At 72.2% G+C, this 22,607-nt stretch carries 22 protein-coding genes; 19 read left to right on the top strand and 3 right to left on the bottom strand.

All coding sequences use genetic code 11. The features are described 5' to 3' along the window. The first annotated feature begins 27 nt into the window (after positions 1 to 27). From ACFQW6_RS08875 to ACFQW6_RS08860, 4 genes are all read left to right on the top strand, one after another. On the top strand, positions 28 to 429 hold the full coding sequence (locus ACFQW6_RS08875) for a YraN family protein (protein WP_378543356.1): 402 nt from the start codon (positions 28 to 30) through the stop codon (positions 427 to 429). Continuing rightward, positions 429 to 2,033 (top strand): YifB family Mg chelatase-like AAA ATPase, encoded by a 1,605-nt coding sequence (locus ACFQW6_RS08870; RefSeq protein ID WP_378543354.1) that lies wholly within the window; start codon positions 429 to 431, stop codon positions 2,031 to 2,033. The genes ACFQW6_RS08875 and ACFQW6_RS08870 overlap by 1 nt, the downstream gene beginning before the upstream one ends. Beyond that, positions 2,030 to 3,148, top strand: coding sequence for a DNA-processing protein DprA (gene dprA, locus ACFQW6_RS08865; protein WP_378543352.1), 1,119 nt, complete (start codon positions 2,030 to 2,032; stop codon positions 3,146 to 3,148). Before ACFQW6_RS08870 ends, dprA begins: the two co-directional genes overlap by 4 nt. A 103-nt stretch (positions 3,149 to 3,251) precedes the next feature. Beyond that, entirely contained in the window at positions 3,252 to 4,151 is a 900-nt protein-coding gene (locus ACFQW6_RS08860) for a tyrosine recombinase XerC (RefSeq protein ID WP_378543638.1), read from the top strand. A gap of 120 nt (positions 4,152 to 4,271) precedes the next feature. On the opposite strand, the gene ACFQW6_RS08855 is transcribed toward ACFQW6_RS08860, so the two are convergent. Next, entirely contained in the window at positions 4,272 to 4,859 is a 588-nt protein-coding gene (locus ACFQW6_RS08855; RefSeq protein ID WP_378543350.1) for a M23 family metallopeptidase, read from the bottom strand. A gap of 430 nt (positions 4,860 to 5,289) precedes the next feature. On the opposite strand from ACFQW6_RS08855, the gene rpsB reads away from it, so the two are divergent. From rpsB to ACFQW6_RS08810, 9 genes are all read left to right on the top strand, one after another. Beyond that, positions 5,290 to 6,384 carry a 30S ribosomal protein S2 gene (gene rpsB / locus ACFQW6_RS08850; RefSeq protein ID WP_378543348.1) on the top strand — a complete coding sequence of 365 codons (1,095 nt, stop codon included), beginning with the start codon at positions 5,290 to 5,292 and terminating at the stop codon, positions 6,382 to 6,384. A 117-nt stretch (positions 6,385 to 6,501) separates the two neighbouring features. Beyond that, positions 6,502 to 7,314, top strand: coding sequence for a translation elongation factor Ts (gene tsf / locus ACFQW6_RS08845; protein ID WP_378543346.1), 813 nt, complete (start codon positions 6,502 to 6,504; stop codon positions 7,312 to 7,314). A gap of 154 nt (positions 7,315 to 7,468) precedes the next feature. Continuing rightward, a complete protein-coding gene (gene pyrH / locus ACFQW6_RS08840; RefSeq protein WP_378543344.1) occupies positions 7,469 to 8,188 on the top strand; it encodes a UMP kinase in 720 nt (239 codons plus the stop codon). Positions 8,189 to 8,247: 59 nt separating this feature from the next. Continuing rightward, on the top strand, positions 8,248 to 8,802 hold the full coding sequence (frr, locus tag ACFQW6_RS08835) for a ribosome recycling factor (protein WP_378543635.1): 555 nt from the start codon (positions 8,248 to 8,250) through the stop codon (positions 8,800 to 8,802). A 12-nt stretch (positions 8,803 to 8,814) separates the two neighbouring features. Then, positions 8,815 to 9,714 carry a phosphatidate cytidylyltransferase gene (locus ACFQW6_RS08830; RefSeq protein WP_378543342.1) on the top strand — a complete coding sequence of 300 codons (900 nt, stop codon included), beginning with the start codon at positions 8,815 to 8,817 and terminating at the stop codon, positions 9,712 to 9,714. 23 nt (positions 9,715 to 9,737) lie between these two features. After that, positions 9,738 to 10,520 (top strand): SDR family oxidoreductase, encoded by a 783-nt coding sequence (locus ACFQW6_RS08825; protein WP_378543340.1) that lies wholly within the window; start codon positions 9,738 to 9,740, stop codon positions 10,518 to 10,520. A gap of 103 nt (positions 10,521 to 10,623) precedes the next feature. Continuing rightward, positions 10,624 to 10,971 carry a hypothetical protein gene (locus ACFQW6_RS08820; protein WP_378543338.1) on the top strand — a complete coding sequence of 116 codons (348 nt, stop codon included), beginning with the start codon at positions 10,624 to 10,626 and terminating at the stop codon, positions 10,969 to 10,971. Positions 10,972 to 11,026: 55 nt separating this feature from the next. Then, a complete protein-coding gene (gene rlmN / locus ACFQW6_RS08815) occupies positions 11,027 to 12,163 on the top strand; it encodes a 23S rRNA (adenine(2503)-C(2))-methyltransferase RlmN (protein ID WP_378543336.1) in 1,137 nt (378 codons plus the stop codon). A 93-nt stretch (positions 12,164 to 12,256) separates the two neighbouring features. Then, positions 12,257 to 13,474: a glycosyltransferase family 4 protein gene (locus ACFQW6_RS08810; RefSeq protein WP_378543334.1), complete on the top strand. Its 1,218-nt coding sequence runs from the start codon at positions 12,257 to 12,259 to the stop codon at positions 13,472 to 13,474. Here ACFQW6_RS08810 and ACFQW6_RS08805 read toward each other — a convergent pair. Together ACFQW6_RS08805 and ACFQW6_RS08800 are read right to left on the bottom strand one after the other, a co-directional pair. After that, on the bottom strand, positions 13,452 to 14,546 hold the full coding sequence (locus tag ACFQW6_RS08805) for an LOG family protein (protein WP_378543332.1): 1,095 nt from the start codon (positions 14,544 to 14,546) through the stop codon (positions 13,452 to 13,454). The two genes, ACFQW6_RS08810 and ACFQW6_RS08805, sit on opposite strands and share 23 nt — an antisense overlap. A gap of 79 nt (positions 14,547 to 14,625) precedes the next feature. Beyond that, positions 14,626 to 15,519: a serine protein kinase RIO gene (locus tag ACFQW6_RS08800; RefSeq protein ID WP_378543330.1), complete on the bottom strand. Its 894-nt coding sequence runs from the start codon at positions 15,517 to 15,519 to the stop codon at positions 14,626 to 14,628. 198 nt (positions 15,520 to 15,717) lie between these two features. Here ACFQW6_RS08800 and ACFQW6_RS08795 point away from each other — a divergent pair, with 198 nt between their 5' ends. The 6 genes from ACFQW6_RS08795 (at position 15,718) to ACFQW6_RS08770 (ending at position 22,564) form a co-directional block, all read left to right on the top strand. Then, positions 15,718 to 17,202 (top strand): M1 family metallopeptidase, encoded by a 1,485-nt coding sequence (locus ACFQW6_RS08795; RefSeq protein ID WP_378543328.1) that lies wholly within the window; start codon positions 15,718 to 15,720, stop codon positions 17,200 to 17,202. 2 nt (positions 17,203 to 17,204) lie between these two features. Next, positions 17,205 to 17,813 carry a hypothetical protein gene (locus tag ACFQW6_RS08790; RefSeq protein WP_378543326.1) on the top strand — a complete coding sequence of 203 codons (609 nt, stop codon included), beginning with the start codon at positions 17,205 to 17,207 and terminating at the stop codon, positions 17,811 to 17,813. Between the two features lie 49 nt (positions 17,814 to 17,862). After that, positions 17,863 to 18,948: a 1-deoxy-D-xylulose-5-phosphate reductoisomerase gene (gene dxr / locus ACFQW6_RS08785; RefSeq protein ID WP_378543324.1), complete on the top strand. Its 1,086-nt coding sequence runs from the start codon at positions 17,863 to 17,865 to the stop codon at positions 18,946 to 18,948. Positions 18,949 to 19,002: 54 nt separating this feature from the next. Next, the gene (locus tag ACFQW6_RS08780; RefSeq protein WP_378543322.1) at positions 19,003 to 20,349 is read left to right on the top strand and encodes a M50 family metallopeptidase; all 1,347 of its coding nucleotides are present in this window, start codon (positions 19,003 to 19,005) and stop codon (positions 20,347 to 20,349) included. A gap of 162 nt (positions 20,350 to 20,511) precedes the next feature. Beyond that, on the top strand, positions 20,512 to 21,663 hold the full coding sequence (gene ispG / locus ACFQW6_RS08775; RefSeq protein WP_378543320.1) for a flavodoxin-dependent (E)-4-hydroxy-3-methylbut-2-enyl-diphosphate synthase: 1,152 nt from the start codon (positions 20,512 to 20,514) through the stop codon (positions 21,661 to 21,663). 49 nt (positions 21,664 to 21,712) lie between these two features. Further along, a complete protein-coding gene (locus ACFQW6_RS08770) occupies positions 21,713 to 22,564 on the top strand; it encodes a GNAT family N-acetyltransferase (RefSeq protein WP_378543318.1) in 852 nt (283 codons plus the stop codon). The last annotated feature ends 43 nt before the right edge of the window (positions 22,565 to 22,607 follow it).

Raw genomic sequence — 22,607 nt, 5'->3', positions numbered from 1 at the left:
GAACCCGCCCACCGGAAGGCACCCACGATGGCCCGACGAGCTGCCGCTTCCCCCTTCGCCCTCGACCCCGGCGCCGAGCACCGCCGCCGGCTGGGGGAGCGCGGCGAGACGATCGCGGCACGACACCTCTGCCGGCTCGGGCTGGTCCTGCTCGACCGCAACTGGCGCTGCGACGCTGGCGAGATCGACCTGGTGCTGCGCGACGGCAACGTCCTGGTGATCTGCGAGGTCAAGACCCGCACGTCCACCGACTACGGTGCACCGCTGGAGGCGGTCGACCGGCGCAAGGCAGACCGCCTCAGACGGCTCGGGGCGCGGTGGCTGCTCGTGCACGACTGCCATCCCGACGACGTCCGCATCGACCTGGTGGGCGTGCTGGCCCCCCACGGGGGGCCGGTCGAGGTCGAGCACGTCGAGGGGGTCGGCTGATGGCCTTCGCGACCGCTCGCTCGTTGGCGCTCAAGGGTGCCGACGGCCACGTGATCGACGTCCAGGTCGACGTCTCCCCGGGCCTGGTCAACACCACGATCGTCGGCCGGGTGGACAAGAGCCTGTCCGAGGCGCGCGACCGGGTGCGAATGGCGATCAACAACGACTGCGGACGGTGGCCGGCGACCAAGCGGGTGACGATCCTGCTCGCGCCCGCCGACCTCCCCAAGAGCGGCACCCACTACGACCTCGCGATCGCGATGGCCGTCATGGCGGCCGACAAGAAGCACGAGGAGCTGACGCCCGACCTGCTCGAGGGATGGGCGTTCATCGGGGAGCTGTCCGTGGCCGGGGCCCTGCGACCGGTGCCGGGGGTGCTGCCCATGGTCATCGCCGCTGCCGCCCACGGCATCATGCGCGTCTTCGTGCCCGAGCCGCAGGCCGGCGAGGCCGGCCTCGTGCCGGGGATGACGGTCTTCGGTGTCCGCTCGCTGGCCCAGGTGTCCGCCGTGCTCCGGGGTGCCGAGGTGCCCGAGGCCGACCCGGTCGTCGGCCCCTCCTCCAGCCCGTTGTCGACCTGGCGCGGCGAGGACCGGCTGGCCGACGTCGACCTGCGCGACCTCGACGGGCTCGAGGACGTCCGCTACGCCGTCGAGGTGGCCGCGGCGGGCGGCCATCCCATGATGCTGATCGGGCCCCGCGGGACGGGCAAGACGTCGATCGCCGAGCGCATCCCGACGATCCTGCCCGACCTGACGATCGAGCAGGCGCTCGAGGTGACGGCCCTGCACTCCGTCGCGGGCGTCCTCCCGGAGGGCAGCGGGCTGGTGCGCCGTCCACCGTGGTTCGCTCCGCACCACTCGGCGACCGCGGCGAGCGTGCTCGGTGGCGGCACTGGCCGGGTGCGGCCGGGACAGGTCAGCCTCGCGCACCACGGTGTGCTGTTCCTCGACGAGTTCCCGCACTTCCGCGCCGACGTCGTCGAGGCGATGCGCCAGCCGCTCGAGTCGGGGGAGGTGACGATCGCCCGCGGTGAGGAGTCGGCCACCTACCCCGCCCGCTCGCTGGTCGTCCTGGCGGCCAACCCGTGCCCGTGCGGCAACTTCCACGGCCTCTCGGGCGGCAGCTGCGAGTGCACCGAGGTCCAGCGCTCCCACTACCGCCGCAAGCTCACGGGGCCCATCCTCGACCGGGTCGACATCTGGATGGAGGTGCGGCCGCAGGGGCGCCGACGGGGAGTGTCCTTCGCCCCGGAGCCGGAGTCGTCCGCCGAGGTGCGAGCCCGGGTGGTGGAGGCCAGGCTGCGCCAGGCCCGCCGCTACCGCGACTGCTCGTGGCTCCTCAACGCCTCCTGTCCCGGTCCGGTCCTCGTCGAGCGGTGGCCGCTCGAGCCCGACGGGCAGGCGCTCATCGACACCGAGCTCGCCCAGGGCAGGCTGACCCGCCGCGGGCTCACGCGTGTGCAGCGGCTGGCGTGGACGGTTGCCGACTGCGCGGGCGTGGCCCGGCCGGGTGAGCGCGAGGCGGGCGTCGCGCTCGCCCTCCGCTCCGACGACGCGGCGAGGAGCCTTCCGGCGAGGGTGGTCTCGGTGGCGGCGTCGTGACCACATCCGAGGCCGAGCGGCTGGCCCGTGTGACGTTGAGCTGCGGAGTCGAGCCCGGCGACGGCACGACCTCCGCGCTCATCTGCCAGATCGGCGCCGTCCGGGCCTTGGAGCGCTCGCTCGTGCCCAAGCCCGACAGCCTCCTCGCCGAGCGGCTCGCCTCCATCGACCCGGTACGCCAGCTCGAGCAGGCCGATCGGTGCGGGATCCGGTTCCTCGTCCCCGGGGACCCGGAGTGGCCGACCGAGCTCGACCACCTCGACGACGCGGCGGGCGACGACGGGTTCGGCGGAACCCCGCCGGGCCTGTGGGTGAAGGGACCGATGCCGCTCACCGCACTCGACCCGGCCGTCGCGGTCGTCGGCTCCCGCGCTGCGTCCGTCTACGGGGTGGAGATGACCCGGATGTTGTGCGACCACCTCGCGACCGCGGGCGCCGCCGTGGTGTCCGGTGGTGCGCGGGGCATCGACTTCGTGGCCCACGACGCTGCCTTGCGGGCGGGCGGCGCCACCGTGGCGGTGCTGGCCTGCGGCGTGGACCGGGTCTACCCCGCCCAGAATCGGCCACTCCTGCAGCACCTCGGCTCGGAGCTCGCCGTGGTGTCCGAGCAACCGCCGGGGTCCGCTCCCACCCGGCGCCGGTTCCTGGCGCGCAACCGTCTGATCGCCGCGCTGACCACGGGCACCGTCATCGTCGAGGCGGCCCTGCGCAGCGGGGCACTCAACACCGCCGGGTGGGCCGAGCTGTTGAGCCGGCCGGTGATGTGTGTCCCGGGGCCGGTGACCAGCTACACCTCCCAGGGCGTCAACAACTGGGTCCGCCAGGGCAGGGGGACAGTGGTCACCCACGGCTCCGAGATCCTCGAGCTCATCGGCCGGGCCGGGGAGCACCTCGTGGAGGAGCCGCGTGGCGAGGAGCGCCCGCGGGACGCGCTCACCCGCGTCGAGCAGCAGGTGCTGGAGTGGGTGCCGGTCAGCACCCCGGCAGAGGTCGACTCGATCGCCACCCACTCCTCGCTCCACGTCCGGGAGACCGTCGGCGCGCTGCGGCGGCTGCGGGCCAAGCGGTTCGTGTTGCTCGAGGACGGTGGGTGGCGCCTCGCGCCTGACGTGTGAGCGACGTCCGCACGCCTAGGCTGCGGGCGTGAGCGACGAGGCGGCGGACACGGAGAGCCCTCGGGAGGACACGTCCGAGGGTGAGCCCGGCCTTCCCGAGGCCATGGTGCGCCTCCTCGGTGACTACGAGCGGCACCTCGTGTCCGAGCGCGACCTCGCCCCCCACACCGTGCGCGCCTACCTCGGCGACATCGCCGGACTGCTCGACCACTGCCAGCGCCTCGGGCTCACCGACGTGACCGACCTCGACCTCCGCGCGCTGCGCAGCTGGCTGGCGCGGCTCCAGACCACGGGCCGCAGCCGGACGACCATCGCGCGACGCGCCACGGCCGCGCGGGTGTTCACGGCCTGGCTGCACCGGACCGGCCGGCTGCCGAGCGACCCGGGAGCCGCGCTCGGCTCGCCCAAGAAGCACAAGACCCTCCCGCCGGTCCTGCGCGCCGACGAGGCCGAGTCGCTCATCCGGACGGCCGCCGACCTCGCCGACGACGGCAGCCCCGTCGGGCTGCGTGACGTCGCGATGCTCGAGCTGCTCTACGCGACCGGGATCCGCGTCGGCGAGCTCGTCGGCCTCGACATCGACGACGTCGACGACGAGCGCCGGGTCGTACGCGTGTTCGGCAAGGGCCGCAAGGAACGCTCCGTGCCCTACGGCACGCCGGCCGGCCGGGCCGTCGACCGCTGGCTGATCGCCGGCCGGCCCCACCTGCGCGGGGAGGGGTCCGGCCCCGCGCTGTTCCTGGGCGTGCGCGGTAAGAGGATCGACCAGCGGGCTGTCCGCGACCTCGTCCACCGACGCATCGCGGACGTGCCCGGAGCGCTCGACATCGGGCCGCACGGCCTGCGCCACACCGCCGCCACCCACCTGCTCGAGGGCGGGGCCGACCTCCGCTCGGTCCAGGAGCTGCTCGGTCACGCCTCGCTCGCCACCACCCAGCTCTACACCCACGTCACGACCGATCGGCTCCGCCGGGCGTACCAGCAGGCCCACCCCCGCGCCTGAGCGCCCCCCACATCTCGGCGAGCGTCTTCCCAAGGCGGAGGTATCGGTTCGGATCCGTATGACGCAGAGGTTGGCAGCGGGGGGAAGCGGAGGAGCGGAGCGGCCGTGACGTACGAGTGGTCAGGCGAGCCAGTCGAGCGCGCGTCGCCACCTCGTGAGCGGTGGGCTCCACGGGAGACGGACCGTGACCGGGTCGTCGCGCCACAGCGGCAGCAGGCGCACCGGACCGCCGCCGACGAGCGAGAGCGGGTCGAGGTACGTCCGGGCGTCGCCATCGCCCTCGACCAGGCCCCAGTGCAGGCAGGCGGCGGGGAAGCAGTGGCTGTCGGTGACCACCAGGCGTCCCAGCACGCCTCCGGCCGCCACCACCTGGCCGCGCTCGACGGACGCGACGACCGGCTCGTACGTCGTACGACGTCCGCCGTGCAGCACGGTGACGACCGGCTTGCCGCCGATCGAGCCGGCGAAGCCGACCGTGCCGGCGAGCGCTGCGCGCACCGCCTGGCCGGGCGTTCCGGCGAGATCGACGCCTCGGTGCCCGGCGGCGTAGGGGTGGGGCGGGGGCTCGAAGTGGCGGACGACGTCGGGCCGGGGATCGAGGGGCCACACGCCGACGGGCTCGTCAGGACGCGCGTGCGCCGGTCCGGCGCCGCTGGAGAGGAACAGGTGGACCAGCACGAGGAGGACAGCTCCGAGAACGGCTCGCATCGAGCGATCCTCACCCGGTCGTGGGCGCCGGACGAGCGGCGACGACGCCACCTGTGGACGAGCTCTCGGCGCCCCGGGTTGTGGACGCCTGGTGGCCATCCGATCCACGCTCGGTCCACGCTCGGGGGAGCGGGCGACAGTGATTGGCCTCGTGGGGAGCCTCTGGCCTACGATGTCTGGAGCAGTCCACCCGGACTGACTTCGCGCGCTCGCCGACCGTGCCCGGGATGCTCCTCGATCCCGGACCACCCGCGGGCGTCGGTCCTCAGTTCCCACCAGCTCCACCGGTGCGGATCGGACCGACGTGTGAGCGTCAGGGCTCCCGGCTCCCGCCGGGCGCATCAACTGTAAACAACAGGAGCCCGCTCCCGGTCCGACCTGCCGAAGGTCGGGCACGTCGGTGAGCGTCTCCGCCACAACAGGAGAACCCATGGCAGTCGTCACCATGCGCCAGCTGCTCGAGAGCGGCGTCCACTTCGGTCACCAGACCCGTCGTTGGAACCCCAAGATGAAGCGCTTCATCATGACCGAGCGCAACGGCATCTACATCATCGACCTGCAGCAGTCGCTCGCCTACATCGACCGCTCCTACGCCTTCGTCAAGGAGACCGTCGCCAAGGGCGGCGTCATCATGTTCGTCGGCACCAAGAAGCAGGCCCAGGAGGCCATCGCCGAGCAGGCGACGCGCGTCGGGATGCCCTACGTCAACCAGCGTTGGCTCGGCGGCATGCTCACCAACTTCCAGACCGTGCACCAGCGGATCAACCGCCTCAAGGAGCTCGACGAGATCGACTTCGACGACGTCGCGGGCTCCAACCGCACGAAGAAGGAGCTGCTCCAGATGCGGCGCGAGCGCACCAAGCTCGACAAGACGCTCGGCGGCATCCGCGACATGACGAAGGTCCCCTCCGCGGTGTGGATCGTCGACACCAACAAGGAGCACCTGGCCGTCGAGGAGGCGCGCAAGCTCCGGATCCCGATCATCGGCATCCTCGACTCCAACTGCGACCCCGACCTCGTCGACTTCCCGATCCCGGGCAACGACGACGCCATCCGCGCGGTCGGCCTGCTGACCCGCGTGGTCGCCGACGCCGTCGCCGAAGGCCTCATCGCCCGCTCCGGCGCCAAGGCCGGTGACGCCGACGAGACCGTCGGTGCCGAGGAGCCCCTCGCCGAGTGGGAGCGCGAGCTCCTCGGTGGCGACGCCGAGAAGGCCGCCGCGGCCGCCACCGGCGACGCCGCTGCCGAGACCCCGGCCGCCGAGGCCACCGGTGCCGCGTCCGAGGCCCCGCAGGCCGACGCCGCTGCCGAGGCCGTGACCGAGGCCACCGCCGAGACCGCGCCCGCCGAGACCGCGACCGAGGCCACCGCCGAGACCGCACCCGCCGAGACCGCGACCGAGGCGCCCGCCGAGGCCGAGGCCCCCGCCGAGGCCGTGACCGAGGCCCCCGTCGAGGCGCCGGCCGAGACCGAGGCCGCCGCCGCCGAGGCGCCCGCCGAGGCCGAGGCCGACACGAAGGACTGAGCAGGTCACGCCGGCCGCCGGGCTCACGTCCGCGGCCGGCGCCCCGCGTCGTCCCACCCACCGCAGGGTCGCCTCGAGCCGGCCCGCGAACCCCCCTGGACCAAAGGAAGAAGGACCATGGCCAACTTCACCGCCGCCGACGTCAAGAAGCTCCGTGAGCTGACCCAGGCCGGGATGATGGACTGCAAGAAGGCGCTGACCGAGGCGGACGGCGACTTCGACAAGGCCGTCGAGCTGCTCCGCGTCAAGGGTGCGGCCAAGGCCGCCGCCCGCGGCGCCGAGCGCGAGACCGCTGCAGGCCTCGTCGCCACCTCCGGCAACGCCCTGGTCGAGCTCAAGAGCGAGACCGACTTCGTCGCCAAGAACGAGGACTTCATCGCCAAGGCACAGCAGATCGCCGATGTCGCCGACTCCGTCAAGGCCACCGACACCGCGGCCCTCAAGGCTGCCGAGCTCGACGGCAAGACCGTCGGCGAGGTCGTCGAGGACCTCGCCATCACCATCGGCGAGAAGATCGAGCTGGGCGAGGTCGCCTACTTCGACGGCACCACCGTCACCTACATGCACAAGCGTGCCGCCGACCTCCCGCCCGCCGTCGGCGTGCTGGTGGAGTTCGAGGGCGACGAGGCTGCCGCCCGCGCCGCCGCGATGCAGATCGCTGCGATGAAGGCCCAGTACCTCACCCGCGACGAGGTCCCGGCCGACGTCGTCGAGTCCGAGCGCTCGATCGCCGAGCAGAAGACCCGCGAGGAGGGCAAGCCCGAGCAGGCGATCGCCAAGATCGTCGAGGGTCGCCTCGGTGGGTTCTTCAAGGAGATCGTCCTGCTCGAGCAGGAGTCGGTCACCGAGTCGAAGAAGTCGGTCAAGGCCGTCCTCGACGAGGCCGGCACCACCGTGAAGCGGTTCGCCCGCTTCGAGGTCGGCGCCTGAGCCACGCCTCACCCGATCACCGACGAGGGGTCGTACGCCACGCGGCGTACGGCCCCTCGTCGCGTCGGTGCGAACGTCGTACGAGCGGTGGGTTCGTCGGCCCCGGTCCGTTCCGGTAGGTTTCGGATGACCCACCCAGTTTGGCTGTGAAGGGATGCACGTGGCGTACAAGCGAGTCCTGCTCAAGCTCTCCGGTGAAGTGTTCGGCGGAGGTGAGGTGGGGTTGGACCTCGACGTCATCAACGCCACGGCCGGCGAGGTGGCCGAGGTCGCCAAGTCGGGCGTCCAGATCGCGATCGTCGTCGGCGGTGGCAACTTCTTCCGCGGCGCCGAGCTCCAGCACCGCGGCATGGAGCGGGCCCGCGCCGACTACATGGGCATGCTCGGCACGGTCATGAACTGCCTCGCACTCCAGGACTTCATCGAGAAGCACGGTGTCGAGACGCGCGTGCAGACGGCCATCACGATGGGCCAGGTCGCCGAGCCCTACATCCCGCGCCGGGCGATCCGGCACATGGAGAAGGGTCGCGTCGTGATATTCGGCGCCGGCGCCGGCATGCCGTTCTTCTCCACCGACACCGTGGCCGCCCAGCGTGCGCTGGAGACGCGCTGCGAGGTGATCCTGATGGGCAAGCAGGGCGTCGACGGCGTCTACGACTCCGACCCCAAGACCAACCCCGACGCGGTGAAGTTCGACCAGCTGAGCTACGACGAGTACCTCGCGCGCGACCTCAAGGTCGCCGACGCGACCGGCATCGCCATGGCCCGCGACAACCGGATGGACATGGTCTTCTTCAACCTCTCCACCCCGGGCACGATCGGGCGGGCGGTGCGGGGTGAGAAGATCGGCACGCTGGTGAGCAGCCTGGCCTGACCGGCCCGACCCACCCGCGCCACCAGCACCACGACGTACGAGGAGAGAGAGCAACCGTGATCAACGACGTCATGAAGGACGCCGACGCCAAGATGGGCAAGTCCGTCGAGGCGACGCGCGAGGAGTTCGCCGCCATCCGGGCCGGCCGTGCCAACCCGGCGATGTTCGCCAAGATCACGGCCGACTACTACGGCACCCAGACCCCGCTGCAGCAGCTCGCCAGCTTCTCCTCGCAGGACGCCCGCACCATCCTCATCCAGCCCTTCGACATCGGCGCGATGGGCAACATCGAGCGGGCCATCCGCGACTCCGACCTCGGCGTCAACCCGGCCAACGACGGCAAGGTCCTGCGCTGCGTCTTCCCCGAGCTGACCGAGGAGCGCCGCAAGGAGTACATCAAGCTCGCGAGGGCGAAGGCGGAGGACGGCCGGGTCTCGGTGCGCAACGTGCGCCGCACGGCCAAGCAGGGCCTCGAGAAGCTCGAGAAGGACGGCGAGGTCGGCAAGGACGACGTCACGGGTGCGGAGAAGCGCCTCGACGCGCTCACCAAGACCCACACCGACAAGATCGACGAGCTCCTCAAGCACAAGGAAGCCGAGCTGCTCGAGGTCTGAGCCACCCTGCCGATGACCACTCCTGATCCTCCGGCGGCGCCCGCCCCCCACCCCGACTCACCCAAGGACCACGGTCGCGCCGGCCGCGACCTGCGGGCTGCCGTCGTCTCGGCCGTCGTCCTCGTCGCGGCGATCCTGCTGTCGCTGCTGTTCTGGAAGCCCGCCTTCATGGGCATCGTGGCGGTCGCCGTCGTCGTCGCGGTCTGGGAGTTGCACCAGGGTTTGGCCGCCAAGGGCGTCGACATCCCCGAGCAGCCCCTGATGCTCGGCGGCGTCGTGATGGTCGTCGTGGCCTACGTCTGGGGCGCACCGGCGCTGGTCACCGCCACTGCCGTCACCGCGCTCGTCATCATGCTGTGGCTGCTGCGGCGCGGGGTCGACGGCTACGTCATGAACGCGACCGCGTCGGTCTTCACCCTCATCTACGTGCCGTTCCTGGCCTCCTTCGTGGCGCTGCTGCTCGGCGAGGGCGGCACCGCCCCCGCGTTCGGCCTCGACGTCGACGACCCGGGCGTGCGCGGCGTCATCACCTTCATCGCCATCACCGTCGCCTCCGACACCGGCGGCTACATCGCCGGCGTCCTCTTCGGCCGGCACCCGATGGCACGCGTGATCTCGCCCAAGAAGTCCTGGGAGGGCTTCGCCGGCTCGATGGTCGCCACCATCGCGGTCGGCGTCTGGCTGGTGACCTCGTTCCTCGGCGGCGACTGGTGGGTCGGCGTCCTCCTCGGGGTGATCGCCGCGGTGATGGCCACGCTCGGTGACCTGTGCGAGTCGGTCATGAAGCGCGACCTCGGCATCAAGGACATGAGCCAGGTCATTCCCGGCCACGGCGGCCTGATGGACCGGCTCGACTCGCTGCTGGCCACCGTCGCGCCGATCTGGCTGGTCCTCTACTACCTCGTCTTCTGACGAGCCCGTCGCCAGGACGTCTGATGCGCCTGCTCGTCACCGGTGGCCGCACCGGCTACCTGGGGCGGCACGTCGCCGCAGCGGCTGCGGCGGGCCACGAGGTCGTCGCCGTGGGGTCTGCGGACGCCGACGTGCGCGACGCCGAAGCGGTGGACTCGCTGGTCGAGCGGCACCGTCCGGACGCGGTCATCCACACGGCGTACGTCCAGTCCGACCGGGCGGTCACCGCCGACGGCGCGGCCCACGTGGCGCGCGCGGCCGCCCGGCACGGCGCCCGGATGGTGCTGGTCTCCAGCGACGTGGTCTTCGGCGGCTCCGACCGCCCCTACGACGAGGCAGCGCCGACGGACCCCGTCTCGCCCTACGGCGAGGCCAAGGTGGCCGCCGAGCGTGCGGTCCTCGACATCCGTGCCGACGCGGTCGTGGCGCGCACCTCGCTCATCCTCGGTGACGGCGCGTCGCAGCACGAGGAGCTCGTCCGTCGGCTGGCAGCGGGCGCCGAGGGAGGCCTCTTCGAGGACGAGCGCCGCTGCCCGGTCCACGTGAAGGACCTCGCCCGCGCTCTCGTCGAGCTCGCCGAGGGCGACGTGCAGGGCGTCCTGCACGTGGCCGGCGCCGGCGGCATGAGCCGGTACGAACTCGGCCGGCTCATTGCGCGCCGCGACGGTCTCGACCCCGACGTGCTGCGGGCCACGACCCGGGCGGAGCTGGCCGTGCCGGGCCCCGTCGACGTACGCCTCGACTCCTCGCGCGCGGCGACGCTCCTGTCGACCCGGCTGCGGGGAGCCCGGGAGTTCCTGGCCTGACCCTGGCCGGACCGGCGGACGCCCGCACCTGCCGCCCGGACGGACCTCCCTGCCACCGCGCGCCCCGCGCGGTGCGTGGCGGCCGAGCGCCTACGCTGGTGGGGTGGAGACGCAAGAGCAGCAGGCGCACGAGGCGGCGCAGGACCGCCACTTCGAGTGGTGGCACCACAGCCACCCGACGTTCGCGGGCATCACCGGCTTCTTCGCCGGGATGCTCTTCGTGACCGCCCTGCCGGGGGCTTTCGCGGGCGTGCTCCGACTGCTGTTCGACCACGAGACGTCCGAGCAGCTGTTCCCGTTCGTGGTCCTCGCCCTGGCGCTGCCGATCGCGATGCTCGTCAAGCGCAAGACCCGACGGTTCGCCCAGTTCATGTTCGTGGGCATGGTCGTCACCGCCCTGGTCGTCGGCGGCGTCGCCTCGCTGGTGCTCTACTTCATGGCCGACGCCTGACCCGTCCGGCCCGCTGAATCGCCTCGTCGACCGTCGGGGTGGGAGAATCGGCGCGATGTCCGAATCCACGCACGAGCCCATCAAGACGCTGCCCCTCGTCATGGACGAGCCCCGGGGCCGCAAGAAGCCGCCGCGCCACCTCGCCGACCTCGACGAGGCCGGTCGCAAGGCGCTGCTGGAGGAGATGGGCCTGCCGGGGTTCCGCGCCAAGCAGCTCAGCAACCACTACTTCACGCGCCTCGCCGACGACCCGGCGGAGATGACGGACCTGCCGTCCGGTCAGCGCGACGACCTCGTCTCCGCGCTGCTGCCCGACCTGATGACGCCGCTCCGCACCATGGAGGCCGACCGCGGCACCACGCGCAAGACGCTCTGGAAGCTCTTCGACGGTGCGCTGGTCGAGTCGGTGCTCATGCGCTACCCCGACCGCGCCACGATGTGCGTCTCCAGCCAGGCCGGCTGCGGCATGGCGTGCCCGTTCTGCGCCACCGGGATGGGCGGCCTGCAGCGCAACATGTCGACCGCCGAGATCGTCGAGCAGGTCGTCGCCGGCGCGCGCTCGCTGGCCCGCGGCGAGGTGCCCGGCGGCCCGGGCCGCGTGTCCAACGTCGTGTTCATGGGCATGGGCGAGCCGCTCGCCAACTACAAGGCCGTCGTCGGTGCCGTCCGACGCCTCACCGACCCGTCGCCGGCCGGCCTCGGGATGAGCGCCCGCGGCGTCACCGTGTCGACGGTCGGCCTCGTCCCGCGCATCAACCAGCTGGCCGACGAGGGCATCCCGGTCACGCTCGCGCTGAGCCTGCACGCCCCCGACGACGAGCTGCGCAACGAGCTGGTGCCGATCAACACCCGCTTCTCGGTCGCCGAGACCGTCGAGGCTGCCTGGAACTACGCCGCCAAGACCAAGCGCCGGGTCTCCATCGAGTACGCCATGATGCGCGGCATCAACGACCAGGCCCACCGCGCCGACCTGCTCGGCGACGTGCTCAACTCCTACGGCGACTGGGGCTGGGTGCACGTCAACCTGATCCCGCTGAACCCGATCGAGGGCTCGAAGTGGACGGCGTCCGACCCGGCCGACGAGCGCGAGTTCGTCCGCCGGCTGGAGGCGAAGGGCATCCCGACGACCGTCCGCGACACGCGTGGGCGTGAGATCGACGGTGCCTGCGGCCAGCTCGCCGCCAAGGAGTAGCCCGAGGGCCGCAGCCGAGACGTCGCGGTCCGTTCACGTGTCGTCCGTCCGCGGCGGGGCGTGCGTTGCGGCGGCCTTCCTAGCGTCCGGGGCATGGACCTGCTCGAGAGGCGGCGTCGCAGCCGCACCGTCCCGGCCACCGTCGTCCCCCTCGCGCCCGACCGGCCCGCGCCCGGGCGTGCCGGGCGGCTCCGCGTGCTGGTCGTCACCGAGTCGTTCCTGCCCCAGGTCAACGGGGTCACCAACTCCGTGCGCCGGGTGCTGGAGCACCTCGCCGCCGAGGGGCACGAGGCCGAGCTGGTCGCGCCGACCGGCCCCGCGACGTATGCCGGGTTCCCGGTGACCCTCGCGCGCGGCGCGAGCCTGCCGTTCTACGCCGACTTTCGCATCGGGCTGGAGACGCGGCGCCGGCTGCGCGCCACCATGGAGCGCTTCCGCCCCGACGTCGTCCACATCGCCTCGCCGGCCGCGCTCGGCCTGCAGGCGGCACGAGCCGCGCGGTCGCTCGGCATCCCGACGGTCGCGATCTACCAGACCGACCTGGTCGGGTTCGCGGAGCAGTACGGCGTCCCCGGCGGCGCACGGGCGATGGGGGCGCTGACCCGCCGGATCCACCTGGGGGTCGACCGCACACTGGCGCCCTCCACGGCGAGCATCGCGCAGCTCGCCCGGCTCGGCGTGCCCGCGGTCGCCCGCTGGCCGCGCGGCGTGGACCAGGAGCTGTTCGCACCGCTGCGCCGCGACGAGGCCCTCCACGCCGAGCTGGCCCCCGACGGTCGGCTCCTGGTCGGGTACGTCGGCCGGCTGGCCGCGGAGAAGGAGCTCGAGCTGCTGGCCCACGTCGACCGGATCCCGGGCGTGCGTCTCGTGCTGGTCGGCGGCGGGCCCGAGGAGGCCAGGCTCCGGGCGCTGCTTCCGGACGCGGCCTTCCTCGGCGTCCTCCACGGCGAGGAGCTCGCGCGCGCCCACGCCACGCTTGACGTCTTCGTCCACACCGGGCGCCACGAGACCTACTGCCAGTCGGCCCAGGAGGCGCTGGCCAGTGGGGTGCCCGTGGTCGCACCGCGGTCCGGTGGGCCGATCGACGTGGTCCCCGACGGCGTCGCCGGCCACCTCTACGAGCCCGGTGACGCGAACGAGCTGGTGTCCCACGTCGAGCGCCTGGTGGCGCATCCGGTGCTCCGCCGCCGGATGGCGCTCGCCGCCCGCCAGAGCGTGCAGGGCCGGACGTGGCAGGCGGTCAACGAGCTGCTGGTGGACCACTACCGCGAGGTCGGCCGGAGCTCCGTCACCCGTCGCCGCGCCGGCTGAGCGTGTCCCGCACGACCTGCACGGCCTCCTCGACGGTGTCGACGAGGTGCACGTGCGGCTCCATCGGTCGCCCGGCGGCGAGCGCCTGGAGCAGCGGCCACACCGGCAGCTCCTCGGTCCAGTAGCGCCGGCCGAGCAGCACCATCGGCGCGACGGCGGTCCGGCCCGCGTAGTAGTTCTCGCAGGCGTCCTGGAAGATCTCCTGGACGGTGCCCCCGGCGCCCGGCAGGAAGACGATGCCGCCGGTGCACACCTGGAGCAGCAGCGCCTCGCGCGGCGCGTTCGCGAAGAACTTCGCGATCGCGGTGGCGAAGACGTTGGGCGGCTCGTGGCCGTAGTGCCACGTCGGGATGCCGAGCGTCTCCCGGCCGCCGGACGTCGCGCCCACGACGTCGAGGGCCACCCGCGCCCACGCACCCACGTCCGGCCGGAACGACGGCACCGCCGCCAGCCGACCCAGTGCGTCGTCGAGGCCGTCGGGCAGGAACGCGCCGAGGTTGGCGGCCTCCATGGCGCCCGGACCGCCACCCGTGGCCACGGTCAGGTGGCCGCCGAGCGCGTGCCCGAGTCGGGCCGCGGCGGCGTACGCCGGGCTGCCGCGCTCGAGCGCGTGACCGCCCATGACGCCGACCAGGTCACGTCCGGCCACCCACGCGGCCAGGGCCGTGTCGACGTGGTGGTCGTGCAGCGCCATCGCCAGGGTGTTCTCGCGACTCGTGCCGCGCCGCGACCAGGCATAGGCCCGCGCGTCGAGGGTGTCGTGGTAGCGCGGTGCGTCGTAGAGGTCGCCGGGGGAGTACAGCGTGGACCGGTAGGTGTCCACCGGGATGCCGGGGATCTCGGGCAGCACGATCGCACCGGCACGGCGTACGACGTCGTCCTCGCCGTCGGTGAAGTCGCAGCCCAGGAACAGCGCCCCGCCGAGCGACCGCTCGAGCAGCGCGGGCCCGCGGTCGGTCAGGTCCAGGCCGACGATGCGCCACCCGGCGAGCGAGCTGACACCGGCGGCGAGCCTGCGGTCGAGGTCGGGGAGGGTCGTGACGTCGATGACACGTCCGTGGGAGTGCTTCACGGGGCCAACCTAGGCTGCTCGCCCTTGAGTCTCCTGGAGACTCAAGGGCGAGCGTGGCCCGGATCAGCCGCTGCCCGGCTCAGAAGGCGTGCGCCATGAGCTCGCCGAACAGCTCCTGGTCGTCGACCTCGAGCCCGCGCGAGCGGAACCAGGCGCACATGTTGGCGCAGTCCCGCATCAGGAAGTCCATGCCGCGCGGGTTGCCGACGAGGTCCACCATCTGCGGGAGGTCGATGATCACGAGCCGGTCGCCTGCCGCCAAGGTGTTGTACGGCGACAGGTCGCCGTGGACCAGCCCCGCCTGGACGAGCGTGATCAGGGCGTCGCGCAGCTGGTCGTAGTAGCCCTCGACGAGCGAGCGCTCCGGCCGCACCTGGGCGACGCGCGGGGCGGTCTCGGTCTCGCCGTCGACGGTCACGGTGATCCACTCCATGAGGATCTCGGTCTCGTCGATCTGGACCGGGTAGGGGACCGGGAGGCCGAGCTCCCAGCAGCGGCGGAGCGCGTTCCACTCCGACACCGCCCACTCGCCGGCCGCCACCTGCTTGCCCCACGTCGACTTCCGCTTGAGGGCGCGGTTGTCGCGGGACCGCTTCATCGAGCGGCCCTCGGTGTAGGACGCGGCACGGTGGAAGGTCCGGTGGTCGGTGTCGCGGTAGCGCTTGGCGGCCATCACGACCGCCTCGTCCGGACGATGCGGGTCCTCGCGCTCGAGCAGGAAGACGTCTGCTTCCTTCCCGGTCTTGAGGACGCCGAGCTCGGTATCGATGGCGCCGCTGGAGGTCACGACCCAGTCGGGACGCGGCTCGGGGCCCTTCATGAGGGCTTCAAGGTCCTCCCAGCGGGACCAGCGTTGACCCTCGCCGAGCTCGTCGGCGTAGGTGTCGTAGGTGAAGACGAACGACTCGTCGATGCCCTCGAGGGGCGAACGGTCGTCAGGCCGGAGGAAGTCCTCCGGGATGAGGTGAGTCAAGGTAGGTGCTCCGTTGGTGCGAGAGGTGGTCGGCGGGCAGGCCGAGGACAGCGATGGACATGTCACGGCTCCTCTCGTCTCACGGGCACCGGGCGTGCGATCGGCACGTGGTGGACGCGCCCACTCGCGGCGCGTCGCCCCCATCGTCGCTGGCGCAGCTCGACAGCGCAACGCAATTACGCGCGCTAGGTTCGGACGGTGACCACGCGCCCGATCCGCCGCCCCGTCCTGTCCGCAGCCCTCGCGACGGCGCTCACCGCCGGGATGGCCGTCGGGGCGGGTGGTGCCACCGCGACCGCAGAGACTTCAACAGGGACCTCCGCCGAGACCTCCGCAGGGGCCTCCGCAGCTCCCGTCGACGGCGCGTCCGGCATCGGCGACCCCTACTGGCCGCTCGACGGCAACGGCGGCATCGACGTGGCGACCTACAAGATCTCGCACCGCTACGCGATGGCGACCAAGCAGCTGAGCGGGCGCACCACGCTCGAGCTGACCGCCACCGAGGACCTGGCCAGCTTCTCCCTCGACTTCCTCCTCGACGTCTCGAAGGTGACCGTCGACGGCGAGAAGGCACGCTTCGACAAGACCGACGGCGGGCACGAGCTGCGGATCACCCCGCCGCGGCCGCTCGCCGCCGGCAGCAGGCACACCGTCGTGGTGGCGTACGACGACCGCCCGGCGCGGCACTCCTACGCCGGGGAGCGCAACTGGCTGGCCAGCAAGGACGAGGTCGTCACGATGAACGAGCCGCACATGGCGCCGTGGTGGTTCCCCGCCAACGACCACCCGCTGGACAAGGCCGTGGTCGACGTGAAGGTCCGGGTCCCCCACGGCCGCGAGGTCGTCTCGAACGGCAGGCTGCTCGATCGCAAGGTCGGCACGAGCTCGACGCAGTGGCACTGGAGGGCCGACGAGCCGATGGTGCCCTACCTCGCGTTCTTCGCCGCCGGCGACTTCGCGATCGAGAAGGGCAAGCACCGCGGCCTTCCGTGGCTCGTCGCGGTCTCGGAGGACCTGGCCGATCGCGACCAGGCGGCGAGCATGCGGCTGATGAAGAAGACCCCGAAGGTCGTCGCCGGCCTGGAGAAGGACCTCGGCGACTACCCGTTCTCGGTCGTCGGCGGCATCACGACCGGCCTCAGCCCGGGCTTCGCGCTCGAGAACCAGACCCGGCCCACCTACCCGGCGGTCGGCGGCAGCGCCACGAGCCTCGTCGTCCACGAGCTGGCCCACCAGTGGTTCGGTGACGACATCGCGATCGAGCGCTGGTCCGACATCTGGCTCAACGAGGGCTTCGCCACCTTCATGGAGTGGCGCTGGGCCGAGACGCACGGTGGCCGCTCCGCCGACGCCGTGTTCCGCAGCTACTACGCCAACGTCGACGCGACCTCCGACTTCTGGAAGGTCGCGGTCGACGACCCGGGCGCTGCCAAGGTGTTCGACGGCGCCGTCTACGGTCGCGGCGCGATGGCGCTGCAGGCCCTGCGCAACCGGGTCGGGGACGAGGCCTTCTGGCGGGTCGTGCGCACCTGGATCCGCGAGCAACGCGGGGGCAACGGCTCCACCGCGGAGTTCGAGGAGGTGGCCGCCCGGGTCAGCGGGCAGGACCTCGGCCCGTTCTTCGACACCTGGCTCCGCACGCTCGCGAAGCCGGCCGCCACCGACACCAACGGGCTCGGCTGACGATGACCGGCCAGACCACGGGGGTGACGTGGTTCCGGGCGCCGACCGGCGACGACCCCGGCATCCTCAACGCCTGCTACAACGCCCTCGACATCCACGTCGTCCGCGGCCGGGCCGACGACGTCGCGGCGCAGCTCGACGGCACGCAGCACACCTTCGCGCGGCTGCTCACCGAGGTGGCCGCGTGCGCCGGCGTGCTGCGGGCCTTCGGCGTCGACGTCGGTGACCAGGTCGCGTTCGGGGCCGTGCCGCACGGGACCGGTGTCGTGACCGTGCTCGCGGCCGCCCGGGTGGGCGCCGTCGTGCAGTACGACGACTCGCCCGGCGCCACCGGGAAGGTCGTGGTCCGCGGCACCACCGACGGCGTCGTGCTGTCGGTCGAGGGCGAGGACCTCCCGTGGGACGTCGCGATGCGCGCCGGTCGTACCGACCCGGCCGGGTGCGCCGACGTACCGGGTGACGCGGTCCTCTCCCGGCACGGTGACGACACGCTCACGGTCCTCGGCGCGCTCGGCGCGTCGGACGACCAGAACCTGCAGGTGCCTGCCGGGGCCACGCTCGTCGAGGTCGGCGGCCTGAGGTTCTGGTCGTTCGACGCGCCGCAGGGCTGAGCCCCGGCGCCGGCGCGGTCAGCGCGCGTCGTCCTGACAGACTGGCGCGGTGACTGCCCGCGACATCGTGATCCTCGGCTCGACCGGGTCGATCGGCACCCAGGCGCTCGGCCTCGTCCGCGCCCACCCGGACCGGTTCCGCGTGGTCGCGCTGACCGCGGGCGGGTCGAACCCCGAGCTGTTCGAGGCCCAGGTCGCGGAGTTCGCGCCGGGGTTCTCCGGGCTGGGGGAGGAGGCGTCCACCGAGGCCGCCGGCCGACCGTGCGACGTCGTGCTCAACGGCATCACCGGAGCCGTCGGCCTCCGGCCCACCCTCGCCGCCCTGGACGCCGGCACCACGCTGGCCCTCGCCAACAAGGAGTCGCTCATCATCGGCGGACCGCTGGTGAAGGAGCGCGCCCGGCCGGGCCAGATCGTGCCGGTCGACTCCGAGCACAGCGCCATCGCCCAGAGCCTCCGCGCCGGCTCCGCCGAGGAGGTACGACGCCTCGTCCTCACCGCGTCCGGCGGCCCGTTCCGCGGTCGTACGGCCGAGGAGCTCGCCGACGTCACCCCGCAGCAGGCGCTCGCGCACCCCAACTTCGCGATGGGGCGCGTGATCACCACCAACTCCGCGACGCTGGTCAACAAGGGCCTCGAGGTCATCGAGGCGCACCTGCTCTTCGACATCCCCTTCGACCGCATCGACGTCGTCGTGCACCCGCAGCAGCTCATCCACTCGATGGTCGAGTTCGTCGACGGCGCGGTGGTGGCCCAGCTCGGCCTGCCGACCATGCTGGTCCCGATCTCCCTCGGGATGGGCTGGCCCGACCGGGTGCCCGACGCCGAGACGCCGATCGACTGGACCCGGGCGGCGGACTGGCGCTTCGAGCCGCTCGACGACGTGGTCTTCCCCGCCGTCACCCTCGCCCGGACGGCGGGGGAGCGCGGCGGCACCGCGCCCGCCGTCTACAACGCCGCCAACGAGGTGGCCGTCGACGCCTTCCACGACGGTCGGCTGCGCTTCCCCGACATCGTCGCCACAGTGGCACACGTCCTGGACCGTCACGACGTACCATCGAAGGAGCACCTCACCGTCGACGACGTCCTCGCCGCGGACTCATGGGCGCGAGCCGAGGCCGCTGCGCTCATCTGACGCCTCCCAGACGTCCCACCCGACGTCCCCACCCCGAGAAGGACCCCCACGCACATGTCCGCCCTGCTCTACACCCTGGGTGTCGTCGCCTTCGTCCTGGCGATCCTGGTCTCGATCGGGCTCCACGAGTTCGGGCACCTCGTGCCGGCGAAGAAGTTCGGCTGCAAGGTGCCGCAGTGGTTCATCGGCTTCGGCCCGACGGTGTGGAGCAAGCAGATCGGCGACACCGAGTACGGCGTCAAGGCGATCCCGCTCGGCGGCTACGTCAAGATCGTCGGGATGCTGCCCCCCGGCGCGGCGGAGCTCGTCGAGGAGACGACGTACGACGAGGACGGCGAGGCGGTCCACAAGGTCCGCCGCTCCAACACCGGCCTCTTCACCCAGCTGATCTCCGACGCGCGGGCCGCGGAGTGGGAGTACGTCAAGCAGCACGAGACCGACCGGCTCTTCTACCGCCTCCCGTGGTGGAAGAAGGTGATCGTCATGGCCGGCGGGCCGATGGTCAACATCGCCATCGCGTTCGGCCTGTTCGCCGTGCTCTTCGCGACCTACGGCAACCCGCGCGACGAGGTCGTGGAGCCGGTCGTCGCCGCCGTGCCCGCGTGCGTGGTGCCCGTCGAGGAGCAGGGCCGCGCCTGCGCCGCCGACGACCCGCCCACCCCCGCGAAGGAAGCCGGGCTGCGGGCCGGCGACGAGATCCTCAGCTTCAACGGCACGCCCTTCAGCGACTGGGACAGCCTCCAGTCGCAGATCCGCGCCAACGCCGACGGCGACGCCGTCATCGAGGTGCGACGCGGCGACGAGCAGCTGACGCTGACCACCAACACCACCGTCACGCTGCGCCAGACGTCGATGGAGGACAAGACCCTCACCGAGGTGGGATTCCTCGGCGTGCAGCCGGAGACCCGGCTCGAGACCGGCGGACTCGTCTACACCGCGATGCAGATGGAGACGATGGCCGTCGAGACGGTCAAGGCCCTGGGCCAGCTGCCGGTCAAGGTCTACGAGGTCGGCCGCGCCATCGTCGGCCTGCAGGAGCGCGACCCCGAGAGCCCGGTGTCGATCGTGGGTGGCGGCCGCTTCGCGGGCGAGGCCGCGGCCAGCGAGGCCTTCCCCGTCACCGAGAAGATCGTCACGCTGCTGTTCCTCGTCGCCAGCTTCAACTTCTTCATCGGCATGTTCAACTTCGTCCCGCTGCTGCCGCTCGACGGCGGCCACATCGCGGGTGCCCTCTACGAGGGCCTCAAGCGCGGGATCGCCCGGCTCCTCGGCCGTCCCGACCCCGGGCACGTCGACGTCGCCAAGCTGCTCCCGGTGGCCTACGTCGTGGGGCTCGCGATGCTGGTGATGGGCGTGGTCCTCATCGTCGCCGACATCGTCGTGCCGCTGCGGCTGACCTGACCCGGGCCGCACCCGGGCGGGTGGGACGCAGGCAAAGGATCACGCAACCGGCTGAGCGGTCGCATTCGCTGTGGAATCCTGCGAGAGGCCCCGTTGCCCGGGCGTGCGCGGGAGGCGTGCCCGAGCAGCGGTGTCGTGCTGCCCGGCCCGTACGATGAGGCCATGACTTCCGTCGGCTTGGGCATGCCCGCGCTCCCGCCCCCCGTCCTGGCCCCTCGCCGCAAGACCCGCCAGATCAAGGTGGGCTCGGTGGGCGTCGGCAGCGACTCGCCGATCTCGGTCCAGTCGATGACCACGACGTTGACCTCCGACGTCAATGCGACGCTCCAGCAGATCGCCGAGCTCACCGCCACGGGCTGCGACATCGTGCGCGTCGCGTGCCCGAGCCAGGACGACGCCGATGCGCTGCCGCAGATCGCGCAGCACTCGCAGATCCCGGTCATCGCCGACATCCACTTCCAGCCCAAGTACGTCTTCGCCGCCATCGACGCCGGCTGCGCGGCAGTGCGGGTCAACCCGGGCAACATCCGCAAGTTCGACGACCAGGTCAAGGAGATCGCGCGGGCCGCCAAGGACCGCGGCACCTCGATCCGCATCGGCGTCAACGCCGGGTCGCTCGACAAGCGGATCCTCGACAAGTACGGCAAGGCCACCCCCGAGGCGCTCGTCGAGTCCGCGGTGTGGGAGGCCAGCCTCTTCGAGGAGCACGACTTCCACGACTTCAAGATCTCGGTCAAGCACAACGACCCGGTCGTGATGGTCCGGGCCTACGAGCTGCTCGCCGCGGCCGGCGACTGGCCCCTGCACCTCGGTGTCACCGAGGCCGGCCCTGCCTTCCAGGGCACGATCAAGTCCTCGGTCGCCTTCGGTCACCTGCTCGGCCAGGGGATCGGCGACACGATCCGCGTCTCGCTGTCCGCGCCGCCGGTGGAGGAGGTCAAGGTCGGCCTCCAGATCCTGGAGTCGCTGAACCTCAAGCCGCGTCGCCTCGAGATCGTGTCCTGCCCGTCCTGCGGCCGCGCCCAGGTCGACGTCTACAAGCTCGCCGAGGAGGTCACCGCCGGGCTCGACGGCCTGGAGGTGCCGCTGCGCGTCGCCGTCATGGGCTGCGTCGTCAACGGTCCCGGCGAGGCGCGCGAGGCCGACCTCGGTGTGGCCTCGGGCAACGGCAAGGGCCAGATCTTCGTCAAGGGTGAGGTCGTCAAGACCGTCCCCGAGTCGCAGATCGTCGAGACCCTCATCGAGGAGGCGATGCGCATCGCCGAGGGCATGGAGCCCCTCGAGGGCAGCGAGCCGGTGGTCAGCGTCAGCTGACCGTCCCGGGCGTGACAGCAGGCCGCTCGCTCCTACTAGGCTCCCGAGGGTGCTGAGGACCCGCGAGCAGGTGCGCGTGCTGGGCCCGGGTGACCGGGACGCCTTCATCGCGCTCGCGGAGCAGGACCCCGTCGTCAACGTATTCGCCGACTACCGCGCCCGGCTCACCAACCTCGACGAACGGTGGCTCGGCGGACAGGTGTGGGGACGCTTCGAGGGGAACCGGCTCGTCGCGGGCTGCCACCTGGGGGCCAACCTCGTCCCGGTGCAGTGCACGCGCGACGACGTGGGCGCCTTCGCCGACGTGGCGCTGCGCCGGCGCAACACCGTCGGCACCATCGTCGGCCCCGCCGGCGTCGTGGCGGCGCTCTGGGAGCAGATCGAGCCGCGCTGGGCGACACCGCGGGAGATCCGTCCCGACCAGCCGCACCTCGAGATGGGTCGGGTCCCGACCATCGACGCCGACCCCGCCGTGCGGGTCACCACCCCGCGGGACCTCGACCGGCTCTACCCCGCGTGCGTGGCGATGTACACCGAGGAGGTCGGTGTCTCGCCGGAGAACGACGCGGGTGGGGGAGACCTCTACCGCGCGCGCGTCCAGCAGCTGATCGGCCGCGGCTGGTCGCTGGCGAGCTTCGACGACCAGGGCGTGGTCTTCAAGGCCGAGATCGCGTGCGTGACGCCGTACGCCGCCCAGGTGCAGGGCGTGTGGGTCCGGCCCGACCGCCGGGGCGAGGGGCTCTCGACGAGCGGCATGGCGGCCGTGGTCTCCCACGTCATCTCCTCCGGTGTGGCACCGGTGGTCTCGCTCTACGTCAACGAGTGGAACACCGCCGCGCGGGCGGCCTACGCCCGGGTCGGCTTCGAGCAGACGGCGACCTTCGCGACGCTGATGTTCTAGGCCGGCCGAGCCCGGAAAAGAATTCTTGCCCGGGTGTATCACG

This window comes from Nocardioides sp. GCM10028917 (assembly GCF_042666175.1).
Taxonomy (GTDB): domain Bacteria; phylum Actinomycetota; class Actinomycetes; order Propionibacteriales; family Nocardioidaceae; genus Nocardioides.
Note: the sequence above shows the minus strand (reverse complement) of the source record. Positions and strands in the feature narration are given on the sequence as shown.